Source organism: Streptomyces sp. NPDC059010, from assembly GCF_042740355.1.
In the GTDB taxonomy this organism is placed as follows: domain Bacteria; phylum Actinomycetota; class Actinomycetes; order Streptomycetales; family Streptomycetaceae; genus Streptomyces.
Map to the genome: position 1 here is coordinate 169,285 of NZ_JBHYJA010000009.1, position 23,613 is coordinate 192,897.

The window sequence follows — 23,613 nt, forward strand, 5'->3', positions numbered from 1 at the left end:
TCTTTGTTAAAACCACACCGCCCCTGGCCGGGGGGGTTACATACCCCCCCCACCGCCCCACCCCGGGGGGGGGCCCCCACACCCCCCCCCCCCCCACTCCGTAGTGCGGGCGTGTCACTGGAACTGTGCGAAGAACCTCCAGATCTCTGCTTTGGTCCAGGTGGTGACACCGCTTTCGCCGGAGGAGCCGTCGACCGGACCGGGAATGTGGCCTCCGTCGAACGCGGCCCATTGGACCGGGTATCCGGCACGGCAGCCCGAGTAGGTGGTGGTGATGTGCGTTCGGCTGCCCGGCGCGGGCTCGCGCGGGCTCTGGGGGGTGCAGCCGTTGTTGCTGACGAATTTGTCGCGCAGGGACCGTCCTTGTGCGATGTTGAGGACGGAGTCGCCGATGCCGTGGATTCCGAAGTAGGCGATGGGCTGGGTACCGCCGCTGCACCCGCTGATCTCAGCACCGGACATGACCGCGACGGCCCTGAAGACGTTCGCCCGGCTGCACGCGAGTGCGTAGCTCATACCGCCGCCCCAGCTGAATCCCGTGGCGAAGCGCTGTGCCGGGTTGACACAGAGGCCGCCCTCGATGCGCCGGATCATGTCGTCGACGAAGGTGACGTCCTCACCACCCGAATTGGCCCAGCCGTTGCCCAGCCCCTGGGGGGCGACAAGGATCGCGCTGTTGTTCGACTGCTCCTGTTGGCCGTAGTAGGACCAGGCGTTCCCGCTCGTGCCGCCCGAGGCGACTTCGCCGGCGGTTCCGCCCCGCCAGTGGAACGCGAAGATCAGCCGGTAGGGGTGGCTGTTGTCGTAGTTGGCGGGAACCCTGAGGATGAAGCTGCGGCTCTTGCCGCCGCTCTGGATCGTGTGCGTACCGCTCGCCAGAGTCGGGGCGCTGCCGCATGCGCCGCCGCCACCGGACGACACCTTGACCATCTGCCACTGCTGGTTGGCGCCGCCCCAGTCGGCGTACTGGACGACGTTGCCGCCGTCGGCGGTCGAGGCGCCCTGCACCTCCACCGCCTTGCCGCTGGTGCGGTTGATCAGCCGGACGTGGCCCGCGTCGGAGTCGGCCAGGCGGAACTGCTGGTTGGCCCCGTTGTGGTCGGCCCACTGCTGGATCCCGGCACCGTCCGCGGTCGAGGCGCCGGCCACGTCGAGAACCTTGCCCGAGTGCTGGGCCTTGAGGCGGTAGAAGCCGTCGCCGGAGTCCACGAACTGCCAGCGCTGGTTGGCTCCGTCGGTGCGCGTCCACTGGTTGACCCGCGCGCCGTCGGCGGTGGATGCGCCGGATACGTCCAGCGCCTTGCCGCTGTTGCGATTGACCAGGACGTACCAGGCTTGGGTGTCCACCGTCGCCGCCTCGGCGGGCGCCGGATTCACCGCGGCGAGCATGCCGATCGCGAGGGTCGCCGCCACCACGGCGGCGCCCCGGGCCCACCAGCGATCTCGTCGCGGAGGGGCGGGGGAAGCCGCGCCGTAGGTCTTCATCGATTCACCCTTTCGTTTGCGGCAGGCCCCATCAGGAGCGGGTCCAGCGCTGGTTGCCGCCGTTCGAGCAGGAGAAGAGCTGGATCAGGGTGCCATTGGCGGTGCCGCCCGAGACGGCGTCCAGGCAGAGGCCGGACTGGGCGCCGACGATGGATCCGTCGGAGTTGAGGCGCCACTTCTGGTTGTCGCCGCCCCAGCAGCTGTAGATCTGGACTTTGGCGCCGCTGCCGGTGCCGGCGGCGTCCAGGCACTTGTTGCCGTAGACCCTGAGCTCGCCGGCGGCGGTGTACGTCCACTGCTGGTTGGTGCCGTTGTGGCAGTCCCACAGCTGGAGTTGGGTGCCGTCGGTGGTGCTGCTGCCGGGCACGTCCAGGCAGCGGCCCGAACCGACGCCCTTGATCGGTCCGGAGTCCGAAGGCGGGTTGGTGGAGCCGCCGTTGAGTGCGTTGAGGACCGCGGTGTAGGCGGGCTTCTTGCTGCCGTCGCCGTTGAACAGCAGCGGCGTGTGCTCCGGTCGCCAGGAGTCGCTGTCGCGCACACCCCAGACGGTGATGCCCAGGCAGCGAGGGACGGCCAGGCAGTCGTTGGTCACGTTGGCGTAGGTCGTGGCCGGGGCACTCTGGATGTCGAGTTCGGTGATGGCCACGTCGACGCCGAGGGCGGCGAAGCTCTGCAGAGTGGTGCGGAAGTTGCTGTTGTAGGGGCTGCCGCTGTTGAAGTGCGACTGGAAGCCGACGCAGTCGATCGGCACGCCGCGCTGCTTGAAGTCTCGGACCATGGCGTACATGGCCTGGGTCTTGGCCCAGGTCCAGTCCTCGACGTTGTAGTCGTTGTAGCAGAGCTTGGCGGCCGGGTCGGCCGCACGCGCGGTGCGGAAGGCGACCTCGATCCAGTCGTTGCCGGTGCGTTGCAGGTTGGAGTCGCGCCGGGCTCCCGAACTGCCGTCCGCGAAGGCCTCGTTCACGACGTCCCACTGGACGATCTTGCCCTTGTAGTGGGCCATCACGCCGTTGATGTGGTCGATCATCGCCTGGCGCAGCGAGCCGCCGCTGAGGCTCTGCATCCAGCCGGGCTGCTGGGAGTGCCAGGCCAGGGTGTGGCCGCGCACCTTCTTGCCGTTCTGCACCGCCCAGTTGTAGACGCGGTCACCGGCGGTGAAGTTGAACTGGCCCCGCTGCGGTTCGGTGGCATCGATCTTCATCTCGTTCTCGGCCGTCACCGCGTTGAACTCACGGCCCGCGATGGTCGTGTACGCCGAGTCACCGAGCCTGCCCGAGGCGATGGCGGTGCCGAAGTAGCGGCCGCTCTGCGCCGCCGCGGCGCCGAGTGTGTTCTCGGCCGCGTGTACGGGCGGCGGCGCGACCAGTGCGGCGGACGTACCGAGCGCGCCGACGACCAGCGCCAGCAGCAGGCCGCGGATCTTCCGGCGGACAGGGGGTCTGGGAAGGGCATACGAGCCCATGGCTGTGCCTCCAAGCTAGAGATCACGGGGGCGGCGGCGTGTTGCGACACAGGCATGGGGGCACTCCAACGCGGCTCAGTGGGGGGACCGCCACGCGGCGTCATAAGTTCGACATCTCGAACTACCGCCGGGTTCTCAGACACGGATGATTGAGGCGTTGACGATGACTCGTCAATACTCCTTACCAAAGAAATTTCGGTCCATCGATCGAAACATTCGGGAGTCCTCCGAGCCAGGAACGAGGCCAATGCCGGGAGAGGAGGCGCTGTTTGTGGACAGATCGGCGACAGGCCTTGACCAGAGGGCTCCATATTTCTAGCTTGTGGCGTCGAAGTATCCGGGAATTCTTCGAATGTTTCGAGAGGAAGGCCTCCGATGTGGTCTCGCCCCCCGTCTTCGCCCCGTCCTAGACGCCTGCTCGCCGTCCTCGCGCCCTTGCTGCTCCTGGCCGCCTTCCTCGGCGCCCAGCCCGCCGCCGCGGCGACCATCGACACCAACGCCTCGTATGTGCTGGTCAACCGCAACAGCGGCAAGGCCCTGGATGTCTACAACAGGGCGACTGACGACGGCGCCCGCATCACCCAGTGGACCAGGAACGATCAGACCCAGCAGCAGTGGCAGTTCGTCGATTCCGGGGGCGGCTACTACCGCATCAAGTCCCGCCACTCGGGCAAGGTGCTGGACGTCTACAACCTGTCCACCGCGAACGGCGGCTCGATCGTCCAGTGGGCCGACCTGAACGGCGCCAACCAGCAGTGGCGGCTGGCCGACAGCTCGGACGGCTACGTGAGGCTCATCTCGCGCCACAGCGGCAAGGCGCTCGAAGTGCAGGGCGGTGCCACCGCCGACAACGCGAACGTCGTCCAGTACGACGACTGGGGCGGCGCCAACCAGCAGTGGCAGCTCGTCAAGGTCGGCGGCGACACCACCGGCCCGTGCGATCTTCCGTCGACATACCGCTGGACCTCAACGGGCGCGCTGGCGCAGCCCAAGCCGGGGTGGGTGTCGCTCAAGGACTTCACCGTCGTCCCCTACAACGGCAGGCAACTCGTCTACGCGACGACGCACGACACGGGGACGAATTGGGGCTCGATGAACTTCGGCCTGTTCACCAACTGGTCGGACATGGGCTCGGCCAGCCAGAACACCATGTCGTCCTCCACCGTTGCGCCCACGCTCTTCTACTTCGCGCCGAAGAACATCTGGGTACTCGCCTACCAGTGGGGCGGGACCGCCTTCTCCTACCGGACGTCGAGCGATCCCACCAACCCCAATGGCTGGTCGTCCCAGCAGACGCTCTTCACCGGAAGCATCTCCGGCTCCGGCACCGGACCCATCGACCAGACGCTGATCGCCGACGGGACGAACATGTACCTGTTCTTCGCCGGTGACAACGGCAAGATCTACCGGGCGAGCATGCCGATCGGGAACTTCCCGGGCAGCTTCGGCTCGTCGTACACGACGATCATGAGCGACACCCAGAACAACTTGTTCGAGGCCCCGCAGGTCTACAAGCTGCAGGGTCAGAACCGCTACCTCATGATCGTCGAGGCGATCGGCTCGCAGGGCCGCTACTTCCGCTCGTTCACGGCCACCAGTCTGAACGGCTCATGGACACCCCAGGCCGCGACCGAGAGCAATCCCTTCGCCGGAAAGGCCAACAGTGGCGCCACCTGGACCAACGACATCAGCCATGGCGAACTGATCCGCACCAGCGCCGATCAGACCATGACCGTCGATCCCTGCAATCTGCGGTTGCTCTACCAGGGGCGCAGCCCCAACTCCGGCGGCGACTACGGCCTCCTGCCCTACCGTCCGGGTCTGCTGACACTGCAGCGCTGACGGCGTGGCACGAGTCCGGCTCCGGTACGGAGCCGACGTGGCGGGCCCGGCGGAAGGCCGAGCCCGCCCGGGTCACGCGACCACGTCAGCGCTGATCCGGCGACGGAGCGCGGGTCGGGCAACGCTCATCAGCCCAAGGGCCATCCCGTAACGCGGTGCCGCCGCCGGTGGCGCCTGCCAACGGTCCAGGCGCACCGGGTGGCCTGGTGCGCCGCGGCGGACGAGCCAGGCCGGCATTGCGGTTTCACCCCACGGGGCCGCGCCCATGAACGCCGGTCCAGCCGGCCCGAGGGCGACCGGATACAAGGGCGACCGGATACAGTGCGCAAGACGGCAGCCTGGTCAGGGGGAAGCGTGACCGACACCAGCAACACCCGACCCGCCGACAGCGAAGCGCAAGCTCCGCGACAGAGCCGACTGCACCGCCTGATGCGCTACCTTCCCCTGATCGCCCCCGTCCTGCTGTGGGCCGTGCCCTGCTGGGTGCTCCTGCACACCGGCCAGTACTGGCCGCTGCCCGTCACGCTGGTCGGCACCGCCCTGTTCGCCCTGGGCCTCGTCGGTATGCCGCTCGCGATGGTGCGCGGCCACGGCCGGCGCCAGCAGGATCGGGCGGCGATCGTCGGTGACACCCTGCTGGGCACCAGCTGGGTTCTGTTCACCTGGTCCCTTCTGCTCGGCGTCCCCTTGCGGCTCGCCCTGACCGTGGCCGGCGTCGACGAGAGTCAGGACCGGGCTCGAATCGTCACTTGGGCCGTCCTCGGCGCAACCGCCGTACTGCTCGCCTGGGGGTACGCCGAAGCCCGCCGCGTGCCGCGCGTGCGCCGACTCGACGTGCGACTCCCACGGCTGGGTGCCGGATTGGACGGCATCCGCGTCGTCCTCATCACCGACACCCACTATGGCCCGCTCGATCGCACTCGCTGGTCGGCGCGGGTATGCGAGACGGTGAACACTCTGGAAGCCGACCTGGTCTGCCACACCGGCGACATCGCGGACGGCACGGCCGAACGCCGCCGTGCCCAGGCCGTCCCACTCGGTACCGTGCAGGCCACCCGGGCCCGGGTCTATGTCACCGGCAACCACGAGTACTACAGCGAGGCCCAGGGCTGGGTCGACCTGATGGACGAGCTGGGCTGGGAGCCGCTACGCAACCGCCATCTGCTGCTCGAACGCGGAGGCGACGCCCTCGTGGTCGCCGGCGTGGACGACGTCACCGCCGAGTCCTCCGGCCTGGCCGGCCACCGCGCCCACCTCGCCGGAGCCTTGAACGGCGCCGACCCCGACCTACCCGTCCTGCTCCTGGCACACCAGCCCAAGTTCATCGACCGGGCGGCAGCCGCCGGCATAGATCTCCAACTCTCCGGCCACACCCACGGCGGCCAGATCTGGCCCTTCCACCACTTGGTCCACATCGACCAGCCCGCCCTCGCGGGCCTCAGCCACCACGGCACCCGCACCCTCCTCTACACCAGCCGCGGCACCGGCTTCTGGGGCCCGCCGTTCCGCGTCTTCGCCCCCAGCGAGATCACCCTGCTCGTGCTCCGCTCCCCGCACCTGCCCACCTCGCCATAGCACCCGGGGCCAACACATCCGCTCGGACCATTCCCGGGCCGACGGTTCCAACGAGCCATACCTGGCCACGTTTTACGTTCGCCGAAGAGGCCGGACTTCTTCTAGGCCCAGAAAAGGGCGCCTGACCTGGGCGAATGCCCGCCAGGCGCCCTTCTCGCGTTCGTCAGGTCGACAGCTTGGTGACCGCCCCGGGGCGGATTCACGGCCCGAGCAGCGACTGTTCGGTCCACACGGTCTTGCCCTCACGGGTGTATCGGGTGCCCCAGCGCTCGGTCAGCTGGGCCACCAGGAACAGGCCGCGGCCGCCCTCATCGGTGGTGCGGGCGCGACGCAGGTGTGGTGAGGTGTGGCTGGCGTCGGCGACCTCGCACACGAGACATCGTTCACGGATGAGTCGCAGGGTCACGGGGCCGTCGGCGTAGCGGTAGGCGTTGGTGACCAGTTCACTGACGATCAATTCGGTGGCGAACGCCAGGTGTTCCAGTCCCCATTGAGTGAGTTGGTCCGTGGCGAGCTTTCTGGCCTGGGCGGCGGCGGTCGGATCCAGCGGCAGTTGCCAGGAGACGACGTTCTCCGGTGGCAGTACGCGGGTGCGTGCGATGAGCAGGGCTATGTCGTCAGCGGGCTCTCCGGGCACGAGGGAGTCGACAACCGCCTGGCATGTCTTCTCCAAGGGGTCCGCCGGGTGGGTGAGCGCTGTGCGCAGCCGTTGCAGGCTCGTGTCGACGTCCAGGTGGCGTTCGCCGATGAGTCCGTTGGTGTAGAGCGTGAGCAAGCTGCCCTCGGCCAGTTCGATCTCCCGGGTTTCGAACGGCAGACCGCCCAGGCCGAGCGGCGGACCGGGAGGCAGGTCGAGCAGGGCTGCCTGTCCGTCCGGGGTGGTCACGACCGGTAGCGGGTGACCGGCCCGCGCCGCGGCGCATTGCCGGGAGACGGGGTCGTAGACGGCGTACAGGCAGGTGGCGCCGACAATCTGCTCGCCCGGGGGTCGTTCGCCGGCTGTCTCTTGTTCGGCGGCAAGGAGATCGACCAGGTCGTCCAGCCGGGAAAGGACCTCGTCCGGTTCGAGGTCGAGGGTGGCGAGGGTGTGCACGGCGGTACGCAGTCGGCCCATCGTGGCGGCGGCGTGCAGTCCGTGACCGACCGCGTCACCGACCACGAGCGCGACCCTGGCCCCGGACAACGGGATGACGTCGAACCAGTCACCGCCGGGACCGGTGGCCGTACGGGCCGGGAGATAGCGTGGGGCCACTTCGAGGGCCGGCTGGTGCGGAACGCTCCTCGGCAGAAGGGTGCGTTGCAGGGTGGACGCGGTCTGCTGCTGTTGGGTGAAGCGTCGAGCGTTGTCGATGCCGACGGCGGCACGCGAGGCGAGTTCCAGGGCCAGAGTGAGATCGTCGGCCTCGAACGGCTCGGGGTGCCGCGATCGCCACAGACTCATCACGCCCAGCACCAGGCCACGCGCGGCCAGTGGCACCACGATCAGCGAATGAGCCGAGAGGTCCGGTTCATGCTCGCCCCGGCGCGGCTCTGTCGGGAACCGGTCGGGCGAAAGGATCGGTTCGAGGAGGGGCCGCCCGTCGGCCAGGCAGCCGGCCTGGGGAGTGCCGGGTGCGAGCTGCACCGGCTCGCCTTCCGGTTGCGGCAGGTCGGGCTGCTGGGCGCCGACGCCGCGGACCGCGACCCGTGCGACGGGTCCCGCCGGTACCCGCGTCGGCTCCTCGCCGCGCATCACCGGTTGCAAGAGGTCCACCGTTACGTGGTCGGCCAGGTGGGGGACCATGACATCCGCGAGTTCGCAGGCCGTCTGCCGCACGTCGAGCGTCGATCCGATGCGGGCGCCGGCCTGGTCGAGGAGCGCCAGGCGCAGTCGGGCCCGATGGCGCTCGGTGACGTCCTCCACCGTCTCGGCCACCCCCAGGACCCGGCCGGCGGGATCTTGCAGTCGGAAAGCCGAGACGGACGCGGCCCGCACGCGTGCCGGATCCCGCTCCAGACGGGCGTACTGCTCGCTGGAGACCAGTGATTCTCCGCTCTCCATCACCTGGCGCACCCGCTCCACAGACCTCCGCGCGTCCTCGGCGACCAAGAGGGCGCCCGTGGGCATTCCCGGGAAGGAGGCGGCCGGGATTCCCGTGAACCGCTCGATCGCCCTGTTGACCCGCAGTATCGCCATCTCGGGGCTGTGAACGACCAGACCGATCGGGCATCGGCGGAACAACCCGTCGAGGACCGCGCGGTCCCGCTGCCACCCGAGGACCTCCGCCGCGGGTGCCCCGACGAGGAACCAGTCGCGGTCATGGTCACCGCGCAGTAGTTCACCTGCCCGGAAACCGATCTCCACGAGCTGCCCGCTGCCATGCCGCACCGCCAGTACGCCGAACCAGCCTCCGTCTCTCCTGCACGTCGCCGCGGCGTCCTTGGCGGCCGGCAGGTCGCCGGGGTCGATCAGGACATCGAAGGCCGGACGGCCGATCACCGCGGACTCCGGGTAGCCGAGCAGCTCTTCGGCCCGCCTGCTCCAGGCGACCACGGTTCCCCGGTCGTCGAGCACCGCCGAGGCCGCGTTGTGCAGTGCGAACGGATCGTCCGGGCTCTCGCTGAGCACTGTCATCCGCTTCTCCACCCCGGACACCACCTCGTATCGGATGCCGATAACCACCGCCCCGGTTCCGCGCAGGCGGCCGGCAACCGGCGTGACGCGGACCCGAGTGGGTCGCTCCCTGCTCCACGATGGATCCGCCCTGCCCGCCACGCCACAGGTGCGGCGGCCTCCCCGCCGGCACAGCCCGTCATGTCAGGCTCGACGGGATGATGCCGTAGCGGCGCATCTTGCGGTACATCGTGGCGCGGGAGATCCCGAGGTCCTGCGCGGTCCGCTGGACGTTGGAGTTGCGGTCCATCAGTCCACGCAGGATGGCGTCGCGTTCCAGCGCCTCGATGGTGGTGAGCACCTTGTTCGAGGACGCCCGGCATTCAGGCGGCAGCTCCTCCGCGTGGATCATCCGGCCCGACGGACGCCGCGCCAGGCCCCGGATCACCGACTCCAGCTGCCGGACGTTTTCCGGCCAGGGGCATCGCTGCAGCATGGTCAGCGCATCCGGGGAGAACCCGCTCTCACCGCTCGGCCGGTACTTGCGCAGGAAGAACCGCGCCAGGTGCTCGGCGTCCCCGAAGCGATGGCGCAGGGCAGGCACCTCCACCAAGGCGCCGCAGAGCTGGTCTAGCTCGTCGTCGGCACTGACCATCGACGGCTGGCTGGTCATGACCAGTTGCCCGGTCACGCCGCTGTCCCGCCGCACCAGCAGGTTCGTGAGCCGGTGCCGCAGGTGGTCGCCCAGCAGGTGCACGTCGCGCAGGAGGAGCACGTTGGACGGCACGACGAGCAGCTCTTCGACATCGTGCAGCCAGCGCTCGGTGACGGCAGGTGAATCCGACAGCGGCGCTTCCCGTATCTCCAGCCGACGTCCGGCGCCATGGGCCCGGTGCATGGCCTCGACCAGTGTCCTCTTGCCGACGCCGGCTTCGCCCAGGAGATGGAGCCATGTCCCGGCGACGAACGCTGTTTCACTGTCGGCGACGGCGCGCAGCCAGTGCGGGGACGAGCCCACCAGTCCCAGGTTGGAGCGGGCGGGCGGGGCGGACACCGCAGAGCTGGGCTGGGCCCGTCCGATCAGCCGGACTCGGAAGACGGCGCCGGCGTCGCTGTCCTCGCGCCGGCAGCGACTGACCCTGAGTTCGGCGACCCGCCCCGAGGGCAGGGCGATGCTACGGGTCCCCTCCAGCCGGGGATGGTCTGCGATCTCACGGGCGTGGTCGAGCAGTGCATAGTGATCGGGCCCGGTAACGGCGGCGCTGAGCTGCTCGTTCATCATGACGAGATCACGGTTGAGTGCCAGCACGGGTCCTGGGCGCGCCGAGGAGCACGCCTCCATGTAGTCCTGGAAGAGAGCCCGCTCGCGCCGCGAGGTGATCGCCGCGATCTCGGCCTCGATCTGGGCCGCGACCGAGCGGGCGAAGGCCATCAGCATGCCGTCGGAGCCCTGACGGATGGTGGTGAGGTTGAACGCTCCCAGCAGCGTGCTCCGGGTGGGATGCAGGATCGGCACGGCCGCGCAGTGGAACTCCCGCAGCTCTTCGACGTAGTGCTGCCTTCCGGCGATCACGACCGGGCGGCCGCTGGCCAGCGCGGTGCCGATGCCGTTGGTGCCCACGTAGCGCTCGGCGAACACATGCCCCGGGGCCAGACGCACGCGGTTGAGGTGCGTCGTCAGGCCGTCGTGGGACACCTTCCGGGACAGCACGACGCCGTTCCGGTCTGTGATCATCGTGGATACCGGGTCGTCGGCGAGCTGTTCGTGCAGCGTGTCCAGGATGGGCAGCGCCGCCCTGGCGAGGGGGCTGTCCAGATTGGGGTTGTCCAGGTAGGGAGCGTCGAGGCTGCCGGACTTCACGTTGTACTCGATGGAGCGTTGCCATGAGGCGACCACCATCGGCCGGGCGCTCGGATCGTTGGTGGCCTCCAGATAGAGCTCTCTGGCTGCTCTCAGTGAGTTCCCGGGTTGGTGTCGGGGCATTTAACACTCCCGTGCGGCGCGCGTCACATTCCTCGGTGCAGTGATTGGAACAGCTCGGCGGCGTCGCGCCTACGGCGTGTATCACATTGAGACATCCGCGGACGGATTCTGAGACATCGACCTGCGAACGGCGGCCTGTGTAATCGGCGCACCCCCCACCCGCCGAATCGCAGGGAGCCGCCATGAAAGCCGTGCAGGTCATCGAGTACGACGAGCCGCCCGTGCTCGTGGACGTGCCGGACCCGCAGGTCACCGGCCCGCTGGATGTGATCGTGAAGATCGGGGGCGCCGGAGTCTGCCGGACCGATCTGCACATCCTCGAAGGACAGTGGAAGGAGAAGAGCGGGGTCGCCCTTCCGTACACGATCGGTCACGAGAACGCCGGCTGGGTCGCGGAGGTCGGGGAGGCCGTCACCAACGTCGAGGTGGGTGACCCGGTCATCCTGCACCCGCTGGTGACCTGCGGTCTGTGCCGCGCCTGCCGGGCCGGCGACGACGTGCACTGCATGAACTCGGCCTTTCCCGGTATCGACGCCGACGGGGGCTACGCCGAGTACCTGAAGACCAGCGCCCGCTCGGTCGTGCCGCTCGCCCCGTCCCTGGAGCCGGCCTCGGTGGCGGCCTTGGCCGACGCCGGGCTCACGGCGTACCACGCCGCCGCGAAGGCGGCCCGGGCACTGTGGCCCGGTGACAAGGCCGTGGTCATCGGCGCCGGCGGACTCGGACACATCGGCATCCAGGTGCTGCGGGCCCTGTCGCCGGTCGAGATGATCGTCATCGACCGGAGCCCCGAGGCCCTCGCGCTGGCCAAGGAACTCGGCGCCGACCACACGCTCGTCGCGGACGGCAGCGAAGCCGACCGCGTACGGGACCTCACGGCGGGACACGGGGCGGAGGCCGTCCTGGACTTCGTCGGTGAGGGTGGCGCCGTCGAGACGGGCGTGGCCTGCCTGCGCCGCAACGGCAACTACTACGTCATCGGCTACGGCGGCCACCTCCACGTGCCGACGATCGACGTCATCTCCACGGAGATCAACTTCATCGGCAACCTCGTGGGGTCCTACAACGACCTCTCCGAGCTGATGGTCCTGGCGGCCGGCGGCAAGGTCGCCCTGCACACCCAGCGCTACCCCCTCGCCTCCTTCCGGCAGGCCCTCGACGACCTGCACGCCGGCGCCGTACGCGGCCGAGCGATCTTGATCCCCTGACACCGCAGGAGAAGCCCCATGCGCAGCAGACCGTACCCGGGCCTGGTCGCCGTCGCGGCCGTAGCGGCCCTGACCGCCACCGCGTGCACCGCCCAGAACGAGGCACAGCAGAAGCCCAAGGAAAAGACGGCGCTCTTCAAGCCCGGCTCGGAGATCAGCTACCAGAAGTACGGCAAGAACTACCCGGCGACGAAGGTGAAGGACGTCCCCGGCGCCTGCAGCTACGAGTCGATCAGCCGTAAGGACTACTCCGGGCAGACGCTGAAGATCATCAGCCATGCCGTCCCGGTCATCGGTGAGCCGACGCAGCTGCACGCCAAGCAGTTCGAGGAGATCACCGGCGGGAAGGTCGAGGTGGTCAACGTCCCCTTCGGCGAGCTGCACCAGAAGATCCTCACGCCCCTCCAGGCGGGCCAGCCGGCGTACGACGTCATGTTCTACCCGTCCCTGTGGATCGGCGACATGGCCCCCTACCTGGCACCGGTGCCGGAGAAGTACCTCAACACCACCGGCATGCAGGACGTCACCGCGGCCTACATGGACGTGGCGACCTGGGACGGGAAGGTCGTGCAGTACCCGGTGGACGGTGACCGGCACTACCTCAAGGTCCGCAGCGACGTGCTGAAGAACCCCAAGTGGCAGGCGGAGTACAGAAAGGCCACGGGCAAGGACCTGAAGGTCCCCACGACATGGGCCGAATACCAGGAAATAGCCGAGGTCTTCAACGGCAAGGACTTCGACGGCGACGGCAAGAAGAACTACGGCAGCGCCGAGGTGACCAAGCGCGATGACCTGACGTTCTCCGCGTTCATCAGCCGAGCGGCGCCGTACGTGAAGAATCCGGACGTCGAGGGTGGTGTCTTCTTCGACATCGAGACCATGAAGCCGCTGATCAACACGCCCGGCTTCGTCCGTGCCCTCAAGGACATGGTCAAGGCCAAGTCCACCTGGGCACCCGGCGGCGCCAACTTCGGCCTGGGAGACGAGATCTTCTCCTTCGGAGGCGGCCAGACGTTGATGTCCTACTCCTGGGACGACGCCTTCATCCAGGCCCAGCAGCCGGACAGCAGGATCCGCAACACGGTCGAGGCGGCGCCGCTGCCGGGCTCCGCGGAGGTCTACAACCGCACCACGAAGTCGTGGGACAAGAAGGCGAACCAGGCGGCCTACTTCACCTGGGGATGGACTTCCGCCGTGGCCGAGGCCTCCAGCCACCAGGAGATGGCCTTCGACTACCTGTGCTTCTTCAGCAACGAGGCCAACACCGCGCTCGACCTGACCATCGGACGCTTCGGCGTCAACCCCTACCGCATCTCCCACTTCGACCCTGCGTTCTGGGAGAAGCAGGGCTGGGACAAGGACGTCGCCGAGGCGTACGTGAACACGCTCTCCGGCATGGAAGAGAACCCCAACCGCGTCTTCGACCTGCGGGTCCCCGGCGTCAACCAGTACATGTCCGCGCTGGCCAACGGCGTCGCCGCGGCGCTGGCGGGCCAGGAGTCCCCGCAGCGGGCACTGGACGGCGTGGCCGGGGAATGGACCAAGATCACCGACCAGATCGGCGAGGAGAAGGTCCGAAGCGCCTATCGCAACGTGGTCGCGCTTGAGGACAAGTCCTGATCCGAACGCAGGGCGCCCCGGGTGGCCGGACCGCACCGGTCGGCCACCCGGGGATTCCCGCCCCCTTCCGCAAGGAGAACCATGGACGGCCTGCGCCGGCACAAGAGCATGTTCCTGCTGCCGGGACTGCTCACGCTCTTTCTGATCATCATTTTCCCGCTGCTGTTCACCATCCGCGTCAGCTTCTCCGGCTGGAACGTGAGCAACCCTCAGATGGACTTCATCGGAGGGGCCAACTACACCGCGATGCTGGGCGACAGCCGCTTCTGGGCCTCCATCACCCGGCTGATCCTGCTGGCGGGCGGCACGGTCCTGATCCAGTACCTCATCGGGTTCGGCATGGCTTTGCTGGTCTGGCGCGAGGTACGCGGCCGCAGATTCTGGCGGGTGCTCTTTCTCGTCCCCATGATGACCACGCCCGTGGTGATGGCCGCCATCTGGCAGACGATCTTCCATGAGTCGCTGGGACCGGTGAACGATGTGCTGGGGATGCTGGGCCTGTCGGAAATTCCCTGGCTCACCGAGTCCGGACCGGCCCTGTTCGCGCTGATGACCGTCGAGGTCTGGCAGTGGACCCCCTTCATGTTCCTGTTGCTGCTGGCCGGCCTGCTCAGCCTTCCCAAGGAACCGTTCATGGCCGCCGCGATCGACGGCGCCGGCACCTGGCGCACCTTCCGGAAGGTGACCTTCCCGCTGATGGCACCGGTCTCGGTCGCGGCGGTCATCATCCGGCTGATCGAGGCGTCCAAGCTCTCCGACAGCGTCTACGTCCTGACATCCGGCGGGCCGGGGTCCTCCACGGAGACGCCGGGCTACTACCTCTACATCCAGGGACTGCGCGATCAGCAGACCGGCTACAGCGGGGCGATGTCCCTGACCTACCTCGTCCTGATGATCGTCACGCTCACGGTCGTCGCCGCCCTGCTCACCAGGGCACTCAAATTGAAGGGGGACTCATGAGGTCGCGCCTTTATCCCGTATTCAAATACACCGTGATCGCCCTGTGGGCCTGCTTCGTCGCGGGACCGTTCTTCTGGGCGATGACGACCAGCTTCAAGAACGCCAACGCCGTCCAGGGCGGCCCCACTTACCTCCCCTGGGCGCAGTACGAGCCCACCCTCACCGGCTGGCGCAACATCTTCGGTGGAGCCGGCGGCATCGATGTGATCGACCCCTTCATCAACAGTGCCATCGTCACCATCGCCGCGTCCGCGATCAGCCTGGCGCTGGGGTCGCTGGCCGCCTATGCGCTGTCCCGGTACCGGTTCAGGCTGGGCTTCATCAAGAACAGCGACATCGTCTTCTTCTTCGTCTCCCAACGGATCATGCCGCCCGTCGTCCTGGTGATCCCCTTCTTCTACCTCCTGCAATGGGGTGGCCTCCTGGACACCATCCCCGGCCTGGTCATCGTGACGGTCGCGCTGCTGCTGCCGATCGCGGTCTGGGTGATGGTGGACTTCTTCAACGGCATCCCCCGGGAGATCGACGAGATGGCGATGCTGGACGGCTGCCCCCCGTTCCAGACCTTCGTACGGGCGATCCTGCCGAACTCCCTGCCCGGGCTGACCGTGGCGGCGATGTTCTGCGCCGTGTTCGGCTGGAACGACTTCTTCTTCGCCTTCCGGCTCACTTTCACCGAGGTCCAGACCCTGCCTCAGGCGGTCGTCGCCCTCAACTCCTCCATCCCACCGTGGTGGACGCTTTCCGCCGCCGCGCTCTTCGGCGTGGCACCGCTGATCCTGCTCGCCCTGTGGGTGGAGCGCCTTCTGTCCAAGGGGAACCTCTCGGGAGCTGTCCGATGAACCTCAGCGCCACTGATCTGTGCCTGACCGTCGACGGCGTCGACCACCTCAAGAACCTGACCGCCACCTTCCGGCCGGGACGGCTGCACACCGTCATCGGCAGGACGATGGCAGGGAAGACGACGCTGCTGCGGGCCCTGGCCGGCCTGCAGAAAGTGGACTCCGGCGCGCTGACCCGGGCAGGAGCCGACTTCCTGAAGACACCGGTGTGGCGGCGCGACACCGCCATGGTCTACCAGCAGTTCATCAACTACCCGCATCTCAATGTGTTCGACAACGTGGCTTTCCCGCTGAAGAGAGCCGGACTGCCACGGGACGAGATCCGACGACGGGTCCGCCAGAGCCTGGCGAGCGTGGGGCTCGCGGACTTCGAGAAGCGCAAGCCCTCCCAGCTCTCCGGCGGCCAGCAGCAGCGCGTCGCGATGGCCCGCGCCCTGGCCCGCGGTACCGGCATCCTCCTGCTCGACGAGCCACTGGCGAACCTGGACTACAAGTTGCGCGAACAGTTGCGCGACGAGTTCAAGACCCTCTTCTCGGAGCAGGGCGACACGATAGTCGTCTACACGACGACCGAACCCGCCGAGGCGATGATGCTCGGGGACGTGGTCCTGGTCATGCACGAGGGGCGCATCCTCCAGAGCGGCACCCCGCAGGAGGTCTTCGAACGCCCGGCGACCACCACGGTGGCGTCCATCATCAACGACCCGCCCATGAACATCTTCGCGGGCCGGCTGGCGGGCGGCCAGGTCACGGTGGCCGGCTTCCAGGCCACGCACGCCTCCGCCCACCTGGCCGACCTGCCCGACGGTTCCTACCGGTTCGGCCTGCGCGCCACCGACGTCAGCCTGGCTTCCAGCGGTGTCGAGGGCCAGGTCACCTTCGTCGAGATCTCCGGCTCCGAGACCTTCGTCCATGTGGTCGTCGGCGAGACCCCCTTCGTCGTACAGATCGAGGGCATCCACGACTTCGCCCTCGGCGACGTGGTCAGACTCCGGCTCCGTCCCGACCGTCTGTTCGCCTTCGACGAGCAGGGGGCGCTCATGCGGACACCGTCATACGATCTCGCTTCAGTGGAAGGCCGTTGATATGGCGCAGTTGGACATCGTCGACGTCGGACACGCATACGCGCCGGGTGCCGAGGAGGAGCGGTGGGCTCTCAAGCCGCTGAAGCTGACCTTCGAGTCCGGCAGGACGTATGCGCTGGTCGGCCCCTCGGGCTGCGGCAAGACGACGCTGCTGAACATTCTGTCCGGCCTCGTCAGACCATCCCGGGGGCGGGTGCTGTTCGACGGTGTCGACGTCACCGCCCTGCCCACCAAGGCGCGCAACATCGCCCAGGTCTTCCAGTTCCCCGTCATCTACAAGTCGATGACGGTCTACGACAACCTCGCCTTCCCACTGCAGTGCCGACGCCAGGACGAGGCGAGGATCGACGCCAAGGTCCGGCAGGTCGCCGAGGCCCTGGACCTGCACGACCGGCTGGGGCAGCCCGCTCGCGGGCTCACCGCCGACGACAAGCAGCTGATCTCACTCGGCCGCGGCCTCGTCCGTGACGACGTGGCGGCCGTCCTGATGGACGAGCCGCTCACCGTGATCGACCCGCAGCTGAAGCACTCGCTGCGGCGCAAGATCCGAGAGATCACGGAGCAGTTCCGGCCCACGGTGATCTATGTGACGCACGACCAGTACGAGGCGATGAGCTTCGCGCAGGAACTGCTCGTCATGAAGGACGGCCGCGCCGTGCAGCAGGGCACCCCTGAGCAGCTGTTCGAGGCGCCCTCCTCCACCTACGTCGGCTACTTCATCGGCTCGCCGGCGATGAACTTCCTGACCGTGGACCGCAATGACGGGCCCTTCACGCTGGGCGGCCGGCCGCTGTCCGTCGCCTGGGACATCCCCCGCCGCACAACCGAGGTCCGAGTCGGCGTCCGGCCCGAGTACGTCAAGATCGTCACGGACCCCGGCCCCAACACCTTCCCCGGCCGGCTGCGGGGCGTCAGTGACCACGGCGCGCAGCGCGTGCTCGACGTCGAGGTCGCGGGGCAACCCGTCAGGGTCAAAACGCCGCGGGAAGAAGGAGTTCCGGTCGGCGAGGAGGTCCTCGTGCACCTGCCGCGCGCCAAGGTCCTTCCGTACGCGGACGGTAAGTTGGTACTCCGTTCGTAACGATCCGTCCGCCATCACCGCGACACGCCGGGTGTCGTGAAGTCCGCAAGCCGGCACCGGCAGGGCAGTTCGTACGATCCGTTCGCCATGAGTCACGATGGCGCGACCGGAACGCGAGCAAGGCCCGCCTGCCCTTGGATCGGTTCGTCGTCCTGCCGGTGCGGGACGACGCCGTCGAGCCGTACACCACGCCTGTTGTGAGGCAGGGTGCACATTCATCAGCGAAGGAATCCCGTGATCTTCATTACCGCCAAGTTCCGAGTCCGACCCGAGCACGCCGACCGCTGGCCCGAGATCACCGCTGACTTCACCGGGGCGACGCGCGCCGAGCCCGGCTGCCTGTGGTTCGACTGGTCGCGCAGCGTGGACGAGCCGACGGAGTACGTCCTGGTCGAGGCCTTCCGCGACGACGAGGCCGGGGTCGCGCATGTACAGTCCGCGCACTTCAAGGCTGCGCAGCAGACGCTGCCGCCCCATCTGGTCGAGACGCCGCGCATTGTGAACGCGACGATTCCGCAGGAGGACTGGTCGCTCCTCGGGGAGATGGCGGTCCCGGAACAGGAGTAGCACCCTGCCCAAGCATCAGGGAGCGGTGGTGCGCTCACGGTCAAACAGCGCAACACCGTCGAACGGTGCGTGGACGAAGGCACCGACCGCCAGTGCGGGAAGCCGGTCTCAGCCGCCGCGCCGCACCCGGGCCGCCTTGCGGGCCTCCGCGAGCTTGCGGGCCTCGCTGCTCTTGCGGGACGGCCTGCCGCCGGAGCCACCCGTGGCGTCCTTGGTGCTGCCCAGGCCGCGGAACGGGGCGTTGTGGTTCTTGGGGCGCGGTACGGCCGGCCCGCCGTCGAGAGGCTTTCCGGAGGGGGCCTTGGCGCCGGTGATCCGACTTAGGTCCGCCTCTCCGGACCGCACCTTGATGACCTTGGGGGCGACGTCGGCGTCCGCCATGACCTGGCTCGTGTCGTGGCGCTGTCCGGACAGGACGAGTGTCACGACGGTGCCCGAGCGGCCGGCCCGGGCCGTGCGGCCCGCGCGGTGCAGATAGTCCTTGGGGTCGGTGGCCGGGTCGACGTTGACCACGAGGTCGAGGTCGTCGATGTGCAGGCCGCGTGCGGCGACGTTCGTCGCTACCAGAGCCGTGACCTGCCCGTTCTTGAACTGGGCCAGGGTCCGGGTGCGCTGCGGCTGGGACTTCCCGCTGTGCAGGGCGGCGGCGGCCACGCCGCTGGCCCGCAGGTGCCGTGTGAGCTGGTCGACGCCGTGCTTGGTGTCCAGGAACAGCAGGACGCGGCCGTCCCGAGCGGCGATCTCCGTGGTCACGGCGTACCGGTCCGGGCCGTGCACGACGAAGACATGGTGCTCGATCGCGGAGACCGCGCTGGACGAGGGGTCCACGGAGTGGACGGCGGGGTCTCGCAGGTAGCGCTGCACCAGCTGGTCGACATCGCGGTCGAGGGTGGCGGAGAACAGCATCCGCTGCCCGTCGGGGCGCACCTGGTCCAGGATCTCGGTGACCTGCGGCAGGAACCCCATGTCACACATCTGGTCGGCCTCGTCCAGGACCGTGATGCGCACCCGTCCCAGTCGGCAGCCGTTGCGCTCGATGAGGTCGTGCAGCCGACCGGGCGTGGCGACGACGATCTCGGCGCCGTCCCGCAGCACTGCGGCCTGCCGTCCGATGGACACTCCGCCCACCACGGTCGCGAGCCGCAGCCGCAGCGCCTCGGCGTACGGGGTGAGCGCCTCACCGACCTGCTGCGCCAGCTCCCTGGTGGGCACGAGAACGAGCGCCAGCGGCTCTTTCGGCTGCGCGCGCCGCCCGGCCGTCCGGGCGAGCATCCCCAGGCCGAAGGCGAGCGTCTTGCCGGATCCTGTGCGGCCCCGGCCCAGGACGTCCCGTCCCGCGAGCGCGTTCGGCAGTGCCGCCGCCTGGATGGGGAAGGGCACGGTCACACCGTGCTCATCGAGCGCCCGCAGAACCTCGGCCGGCAGCCCCAGCCGCGCGAAGGACGCCGCCGTGGGCACTGGCGACGTGGCGCCCGACGCCTCGGGCACATCGTCCTGCTGCCGGGCATCGGCACGTGCTGATTCGCTCACAGAGAGCCTTCCTCCGAAGGGACCGTACCGGGGGAAGGCGCGGCAGGGACGCGGCCACCAGCCGGAGACACCGAACGGAACACCGACACAGCGACGCTGCAAACGCGCAACATTAGCACGGTGCACGCCGCCGCCCGGTTCTGCCGTGGTCGCGCCGCTCTGCCGAGGAACGACAGCCGGACCTGCCTGTGCGGATTGCCTCGACGCGCCTGCCAACCACTCGTTCCTCAGGCCGGCGGCAGACTGGACCGAGTCCACCTTGTGGCGCGACCGTGCCCCGGTGTTCGCCTGGGTACCTCGCCTCCGTCGACGCCGGCCGGACTCAGACGTTGCGGCGGTACTGACCCCCGACCTCGAAGAACGCGTCGGTGATCTGCTGCAGTGAGCAGACGCGGGCGGCGTCCACGAGTACGGCGAAGACGTTGTCGCCGCCCACCGCCGCGTCCTTGAGGGCGGCCAGGGCGGCGTGCGCCAGTTCCTGGTGGCGGGCCTGGAAGTCCTGGACGCGGTCCAGTTGGGAGCGCTTCTCCTGCTCGGTGGCGCGGGCCAGTTCGATCGCGCCGGGTTCGGCGGTGTCGGCGTGCGGGTTGCGGAAGGTGTTGACGCCGATGAGGGGCAGGGTGCCGTCGTGCTTGCGCTGCTCGTAGAGCATCGACTCGTCCTGGATACGGCCGCGCTGGTAGCCGGTCTCCATGGCGCCGAGGACCCCGCCGCGCTCGCTGATCCGCTCGAACTCCTGAAGGACGGCCTCCTCCACCAGGTCGGTGAGTTCGTCGATGATGAACGAGCCCTGGAGGGGGTTCTCGTTCATCGCCAGGCCCCACTCCCGGTTGATGATCAGCTGGATGGCCAGGGCCCGGCGCACGGACTCCTCGGTGGGGGTGGTCACCGCCTCGTCGTAGGCGTTGGTGTGCAGGCTGTTGCAGTTGTCGTAGATCGCGATGAGCGCCTGCAGGGTGGTGCGGATGTCGTTGAAGTCCATCTCCTGGGCGTGCAGGGAGCGTCCGGAGGTCTGGACGTGGTACTTCAGCTTCTGGCTGCGCTCGCCCGCGCCGTACTTCTCCTTCATCGCGACCGCCCAGATACGGCGGGCGACCCGGCCGAGGACCGAGTACTCGGGGTCCATGCCGTTGGAGAAGAAGAACGACAGGTTGGGTGCGAAGTCGTCGATGTGCATGCCGCGGGCCAGGTAGGCCTCGACGTAGGTGAAGCCGTTGGCCAGGGTGAAGGCGAGCTGGCTGATGGGGTTCGCGCCGGCTTCGGCGATGTGGTAGCCGGAGATGGACACCGAGTAGAAGTTGCGGACCTTGTGCGCGATGAACCACTCCTGGATGTCGGCCATCATCCGCAGCGAGAACTCGGTGGAGAACAGGCAGGTGTTCTGCCCCTGGTCCTCCTTGAGGATGTCGGCCTGCACCGTGCCGCGTACGGTCGCCAGCGCGTGGGCGCGCAGGTCGGCCGCCTCCTCGGGTGACGGGTCGCGGCCCTCGGTGGCCCGGAAGCGGTCGATCTGCTGGTCCATCGCGGTGTTGAGGAAGAAGGCCAGGATGGTCGGCGCGGGCCCGTTGATCGTCATGGAGACCGAGGTGGTGGGCGCGACGAGGTCGAAGCCGTCGTAGAGCGCCTTCATGTCCTCAAGGGTGGCCACCGAGACGCCGGAGGTGCCGACCTTGCCGTAGATGTCGGGGCGTTCGTCCGGGTCACGGCCGTAGAGGGTGACGGAGTCGAAGGCGGTGGACAGGCGGGTGGCGGGCTGGCCCTCGGAGAGCAGCTTGAAGCGCCGGTTGGTGCGGAACGGGTCCCCTTCGCCCGCGAACATCCGGGCCGGGTCCTCCCCGTCGCGCTTGAACGGGAACACCCCGGCCGTGAAGGGGAAGTGGCCGGGCAGGTTCTCCGCGCGCCAGAACCGCACCAGCTCACCGTGGTCGGCGAAACGCGGCAGGGCGACCCGCGGGATCTTGTTCCCGGACAGGGATTCCCGGGTGAGCTTGGTGCGGATCTCCTTGTCCCGCACCTTCACGACCTGCTCGTCACCGGAATAGGACGCGACGATCGCGGGCCACTTCTCGATCTGCTCCGTGATCTCGTACGGCAGCTGCCGCCGCGCCTCCGTCAGCAGCGACCGTACGTTGCCGGCGTCGGATCCGGCGTCGAGGAGCTCCCCCTCGACGGCCGCGAGGCGCTGCACGCGCCGTGCCGCCTCGGCCAGTCGCACGGTTCCGGCGTGATAGGCGCGGACCGTGTCGCTGATCTCGGCGAGGTAGCGGACCCGGTCGGCGGGGACCACCTGCCGGATGCCTGAGGAGTGCCGTACGCCGACCGGGGCGAGCGCGCCCTCGACGAGCGGCAGGCCCTTCTCCGCCAGGAGGGGCTTGAGGTGCTGGTGGAGTGCGGTGACGCCGTCGTCGTTGAAGGTGGCCGCCGAGGTGCCGTACACCGGCATGTCCTCCGGCCGCTGACCGAACGCCTCGCGGTTGCGCACCAGTTGGCGGCCCACATCACGCAGCGCGTCCTTGGCGCCCCGCCGCTCGAACTTGTTGATCGCCACCACGTCGGCGAAGTCGAGCATGTCGATCTTCTCCAGCTGCGAGGCGGCGCCGAACTCCGGCGTCATCACATACAGCGAGGTGTCGACGAACGGCACGATCGCCGCGTCGCCCTGGCCGATACCCGGCGTCTCCACGATCACCAGGTCGAACCCGGCGGCCTTGACGACATCGATCACGTCGGACAGGTGCTCGGGCAGCTCACGGCTGCCGCGGGTGGCCAGGCTCCGGAAGAACACCCGGTTGCCGTCCAGGGAGTTCATCCGGATCCGGTCGCCGAGCAGCGCGCCACCGCCGCGGCGCCGGGTCGGGTCGACGGCGATGACCGCGATTCGCAGCTTGTCCTGCTGGTCGACACGGAATCGGCGCACCAGCTCGTCCGTGAGGGACGACTTCCCGGAACCGCCGGTGCCGGTGATGCCGAGCACGGGCACCACCCGCGTGGACTCCCGCAGCCGCGCCAGGAACTCCAGGGGCAGCTTGCCCAGTTCGGCGCCGGTGACGGCCCGGGCGATCGCGAACCGGTCACCGGCGAGCACCGCGTCGACGTCGGACGGTTTGCCGTCCCACAGGTCGAAGTCGCAGTCCTTGACGACCGAGTTGACCATCCCGGCCAGGCCCATCCGCTGCCCGTCCTCGGGCGAGAAGATGGTCACCCCGCTCGCGCGCAGCCGGGCGATCTCCTCCGGCACGATGACACCGCCCCCGCCGCCCACCACGCGCACATGCTCCGCGCCCTGCGCGCGCAGCGACTCCACCAGGTACTCGAAGTACTCGACATGCCCGCCCTGGTACGACGAGACCGCCACGCCGTGTGCGTCCTCCTCCAGCGCCGCGTCCACGACCTCGCGCACGGAACGGTTGTGCCCGAGATGGATCACCTCGGCGCCCTGGGACTGGAAGATCCGCCGCATGATGTTGATCGACGCGTCATGCCCGTCGAACAGGGCCGAGGCGGTGACCAGGCAGACGGGGTGCGCGGGGCGGTGCAGGTCGCTCATGGCGGGGGCCTTCCCGAGGGTGCGGCGGGGAACGCTGATGAGAAAATAGTAGGACGTCCTAGTAATTTCGGAGAGGGTCATGTGAGGAGAACCACAATTAGTAGGACGTCCTAGTATCGAGCAGTCACCCATGAAAGATCTTGCGAAATTTTCCGCAACGACTTTCATGCTCCCCTCGGCGCCTCCTAGAGTGGAGGCCACGTGTTCATGAAGTGAAGGGAAGCAGTGCGAT

15 protein-coding genes are annotated in these 23,613 nt (G+C 68.5%); 9 read left to right on the forward strand and 6 right to left on the reverse strand.

From position 1 onward, the window contains the following. Positions 1-114: 114 nt before the first annotated feature. Both ACFWYS_RS11910 and ACFWYS_RS11915 read right to left on the reverse strand, forming a co-directional pair. A complete protein-coding gene (locus ACFWYS_RS11910; RefSeq protein WP_384766266.1) occupies positions 115-1,416 on the reverse strand; it encodes an RICIN domain-containing protein in 1,302 nt (433 codons plus the stop codon). A gap of 100 nt (positions 1,417-1,516) precedes the next feature. Further along, entirely contained in the window at positions 1,517-2,947 is a 1,431-nt protein-coding gene (locus tag ACFWYS_RS11915; protein ID WP_384766120.1) for an endo-1,4-beta-xylanase, read from the reverse strand. A gap of 375 nt (positions 2,948-3,322) precedes the next feature. Here ACFWYS_RS11915 and ACFWYS_RS11920 point away from each other — a divergent pair, with 375 nt between their 5' ends. Together ACFWYS_RS11920 and ACFWYS_RS11925 are read left to right on the forward strand one after the other, a co-directional pair. Continuing rightward, positions 3,323-4,789: a non-reducing end alpha-L-arabinofuranosidase family hydrolase gene (locus tag ACFWYS_RS11920; RefSeq protein ID WP_384766121.1), complete on the forward strand. Its 1,467-nt coding sequence runs from the start codon at positions 3,323-3,325 to the stop codon at positions 4,787-4,789. Positions 4,790-5,143: 354 nt separating this feature from the next. Beyond that, positions 5,144-6,364: a metallophosphoesterase gene (locus ACFWYS_RS11925; protein ID WP_384766123.1), complete on the forward strand. Its 1,221-nt coding sequence runs from the start codon at positions 5,144-5,146 to the stop codon at positions 6,362-6,364. A 199-nt stretch (positions 6,365-6,563) separates the two neighbouring features. Here ACFWYS_RS11925 and ACFWYS_RS11930 read toward each other — a convergent pair whose 3' ends face one another. Together ACFWYS_RS11930 and ACFWYS_RS11935 are read right to left on the reverse strand one after the other, a co-directional pair. Then, a complete protein-coding gene (locus tag ACFWYS_RS11930; RefSeq protein WP_384766125.1) occupies positions 6,564-8,978 on the reverse strand; it encodes a SpoIIE family protein phosphatase in 2,415 nt (804 codons plus the stop codon). 178 nt (positions 8,979-9,156) lie between these two features. Beyond that, complete coding sequence (locus ACFWYS_RS11935) at positions 9,157-10,941, reverse strand: sigma-54-dependent Fis family transcriptional regulator (RefSeq protein ID WP_384766127.1); 1,785 nt, start codon at positions 10,939-10,941, stop codon at positions 9,157-9,159. Positions 10,942-11,123: 182 nt separating this feature from the next. On the opposite strand from ACFWYS_RS11935, the gene ACFWYS_RS11940 reads away from it, so the two are divergent. From ACFWYS_RS11940 to ACFWYS_RS11970, 7 genes are all read left to right on the forward strand, one after another. Then, positions 11,124-12,149 (forward strand): NAD(P)-dependent alcohol dehydrogenase, encoded by a 1,026-nt coding sequence (locus ACFWYS_RS11940; RefSeq protein WP_384766129.1) that lies wholly within the window; start codon positions 11,124-11,126, stop codon positions 12,147-12,149. Positions 12,150-12,167: 18 nt separating this feature from the next. Further along, the gene (locus ACFWYS_RS11945; RefSeq protein WP_384766131.1) at positions 12,168-13,769 is read left to right on the forward strand and encodes an extracellular solute-binding protein; all 1,602 of its coding nucleotides are present in this window, start codon (positions 12,168-12,170) and stop codon (positions 13,767-13,769) included. An 81-nt stretch (positions 13,770-13,850) separates the two neighbouring features. Beyond that, complete coding sequence (locus ACFWYS_RS11950) at positions 13,851-14,729, forward strand: carbohydrate ABC transporter permease (protein WP_384766133.1); 879 nt, start codon at positions 13,851-13,853, stop codon at positions 14,727-14,729. Next, positions 14,726-15,571, forward strand: coding sequence for a carbohydrate ABC transporter permease (locus tag ACFWYS_RS11955; protein WP_126387649.1), 846 nt, complete (start codon positions 14,726-14,728; stop codon positions 15,569-15,571). Before ACFWYS_RS11950 ends, ACFWYS_RS11955 begins: the two co-directional genes overlap by 4 nt. Next, positions 15,568-16,656 (forward strand): ABC transporter ATP-binding protein, encoded by a 1,089-nt coding sequence (locus tag ACFWYS_RS11960; protein WP_384766134.1) that lies wholly within the window; start codon positions 15,568-15,570, stop codon positions 16,654-16,656. The genes ACFWYS_RS11955 and ACFWYS_RS11960 overlap by 4 nt, the downstream gene beginning before the upstream one ends. 1 nt (position 16,657) lies before the next feature. Then, positions 16,658-17,737 carry an ABC transporter ATP-binding protein gene (locus ACFWYS_RS11965; RefSeq protein ID WP_384766136.1) on the forward strand — a complete coding sequence of 360 codons (1,080 nt, stop codon included), beginning with the start codon at positions 16,658-16,660 and terminating at the stop codon, positions 17,735-17,737. Positions 17,738-17,971: 234 nt separating this feature from the next. Next, complete coding sequence (locus ACFWYS_RS11970; protein WP_384766137.1) at positions 17,972-18,304, forward strand: putative quinol monooxygenase; 333 nt, start codon at positions 17,972-17,974, stop codon at positions 18,302-18,304. Positions 18,305-18,412: 108 nt separating this feature from the next. Here ACFWYS_RS11970 and ACFWYS_RS11975 read toward each other — a convergent pair whose 3' ends face one another. Continuing rightward, positions 18,413-19,834, reverse strand: a complete 1,422-nt coding sequence (locus ACFWYS_RS11975) for a DEAD/DEAH box helicase (protein WP_384766139.1) — start codon at positions 19,832-19,834, stop codon at positions 18,413-18,415. Positions 19,835-20,156: 322 nt separating this feature from the next. Beyond that, positions 20,157-23,381: a fused isobutyryl-CoA mutase/GTPase IcmF gene (gene icmF, locus ACFWYS_RS11980; protein ID WP_384766141.1), complete on the reverse strand. Its 3,225-nt coding sequence runs from the start codon at positions 23,379-23,381 to the stop codon at positions 20,157-20,159. Positions 23,382-23,613: the final 232 nt, after the last annotated feature.

Bases quoted from the DNA above. Each gene is read 5' to 3' on its own strand.
- ACFWYS_RS11915 (WP_384766120.1), bottom strand. From the start codon at position 2,947: ATGGGCTCGTATGCCCTTCCCAGACCCCCTGTCCGCCGGAAGATCCGC.
- ACFWYS_RS11920 (WP_384766121.1), top strand. From the start codon at position 3,323: ATGTGGTCTCGCCCCCCGTCTTCGCCCCGTCCTAGACGCCTGCTCGCC.
- ACFWYS_RS11930 (WP_384766125.1), bottom strand. From the start codon at position 8,978: ATGACAGTGCTCAGCGAGAGCCCGGACGATCCGTTCGCACTGCACAAC.
- ACFWYS_RS11935 (WP_384766127.1), bottom strand. From the start codon at position 10,941: ATGCCCCGACACCAACCCGGGAACTCACTGAGAGCAGCCAGAGAGCTC.
- ACFWYS_RS11940 (WP_384766129.1), top strand. From the start codon at position 11,124: ATGAAAGCCGTGCAGGTCATCGAGTACGACGAGCCGCCCGTGCTCGTG.
- ACFWYS_RS11945 (WP_384766131.1), top strand. From the start codon at position 12,168: ATGCGCAGCAGACCGTACCCGGGCCTGGTCGCCGTCGCGGCCGTAGCG.
- ACFWYS_RS11950 (WP_384766133.1), top strand. From the start codon at position 13,851: ATGGACGGCCTGCGCCGGCACAAGAGCATGTTCCTGCTGCCGGGACTG.
- ACFWYS_RS11955 (WP_126387649.1), top strand. From the start codon at position 14,726: ATGAGGTCGCGCCTTTATCCCGTATTCAAATACACCGTGATCGCCCTG.
- ACFWYS_RS11960 (WP_384766134.1), top strand. From the start codon at position 15,568: ATGAACCTCAGCGCCACTGATCTGTGCCTGACCGTCGACGGCGTCGAC.
- ACFWYS_RS11965 (WP_384766136.1), top strand. From the start codon at position 16,658: ATGGCGCAGTTGGACATCGTCGACGTCGGACACGCATACGCGCCGGGT.
- icmF (WP_384766141.1), bottom strand. From the start codon at position 23,381: ATGAGCGACCTGCACCGCCCCGCGCACCCCGTCTGCCTGGTCACCGCC.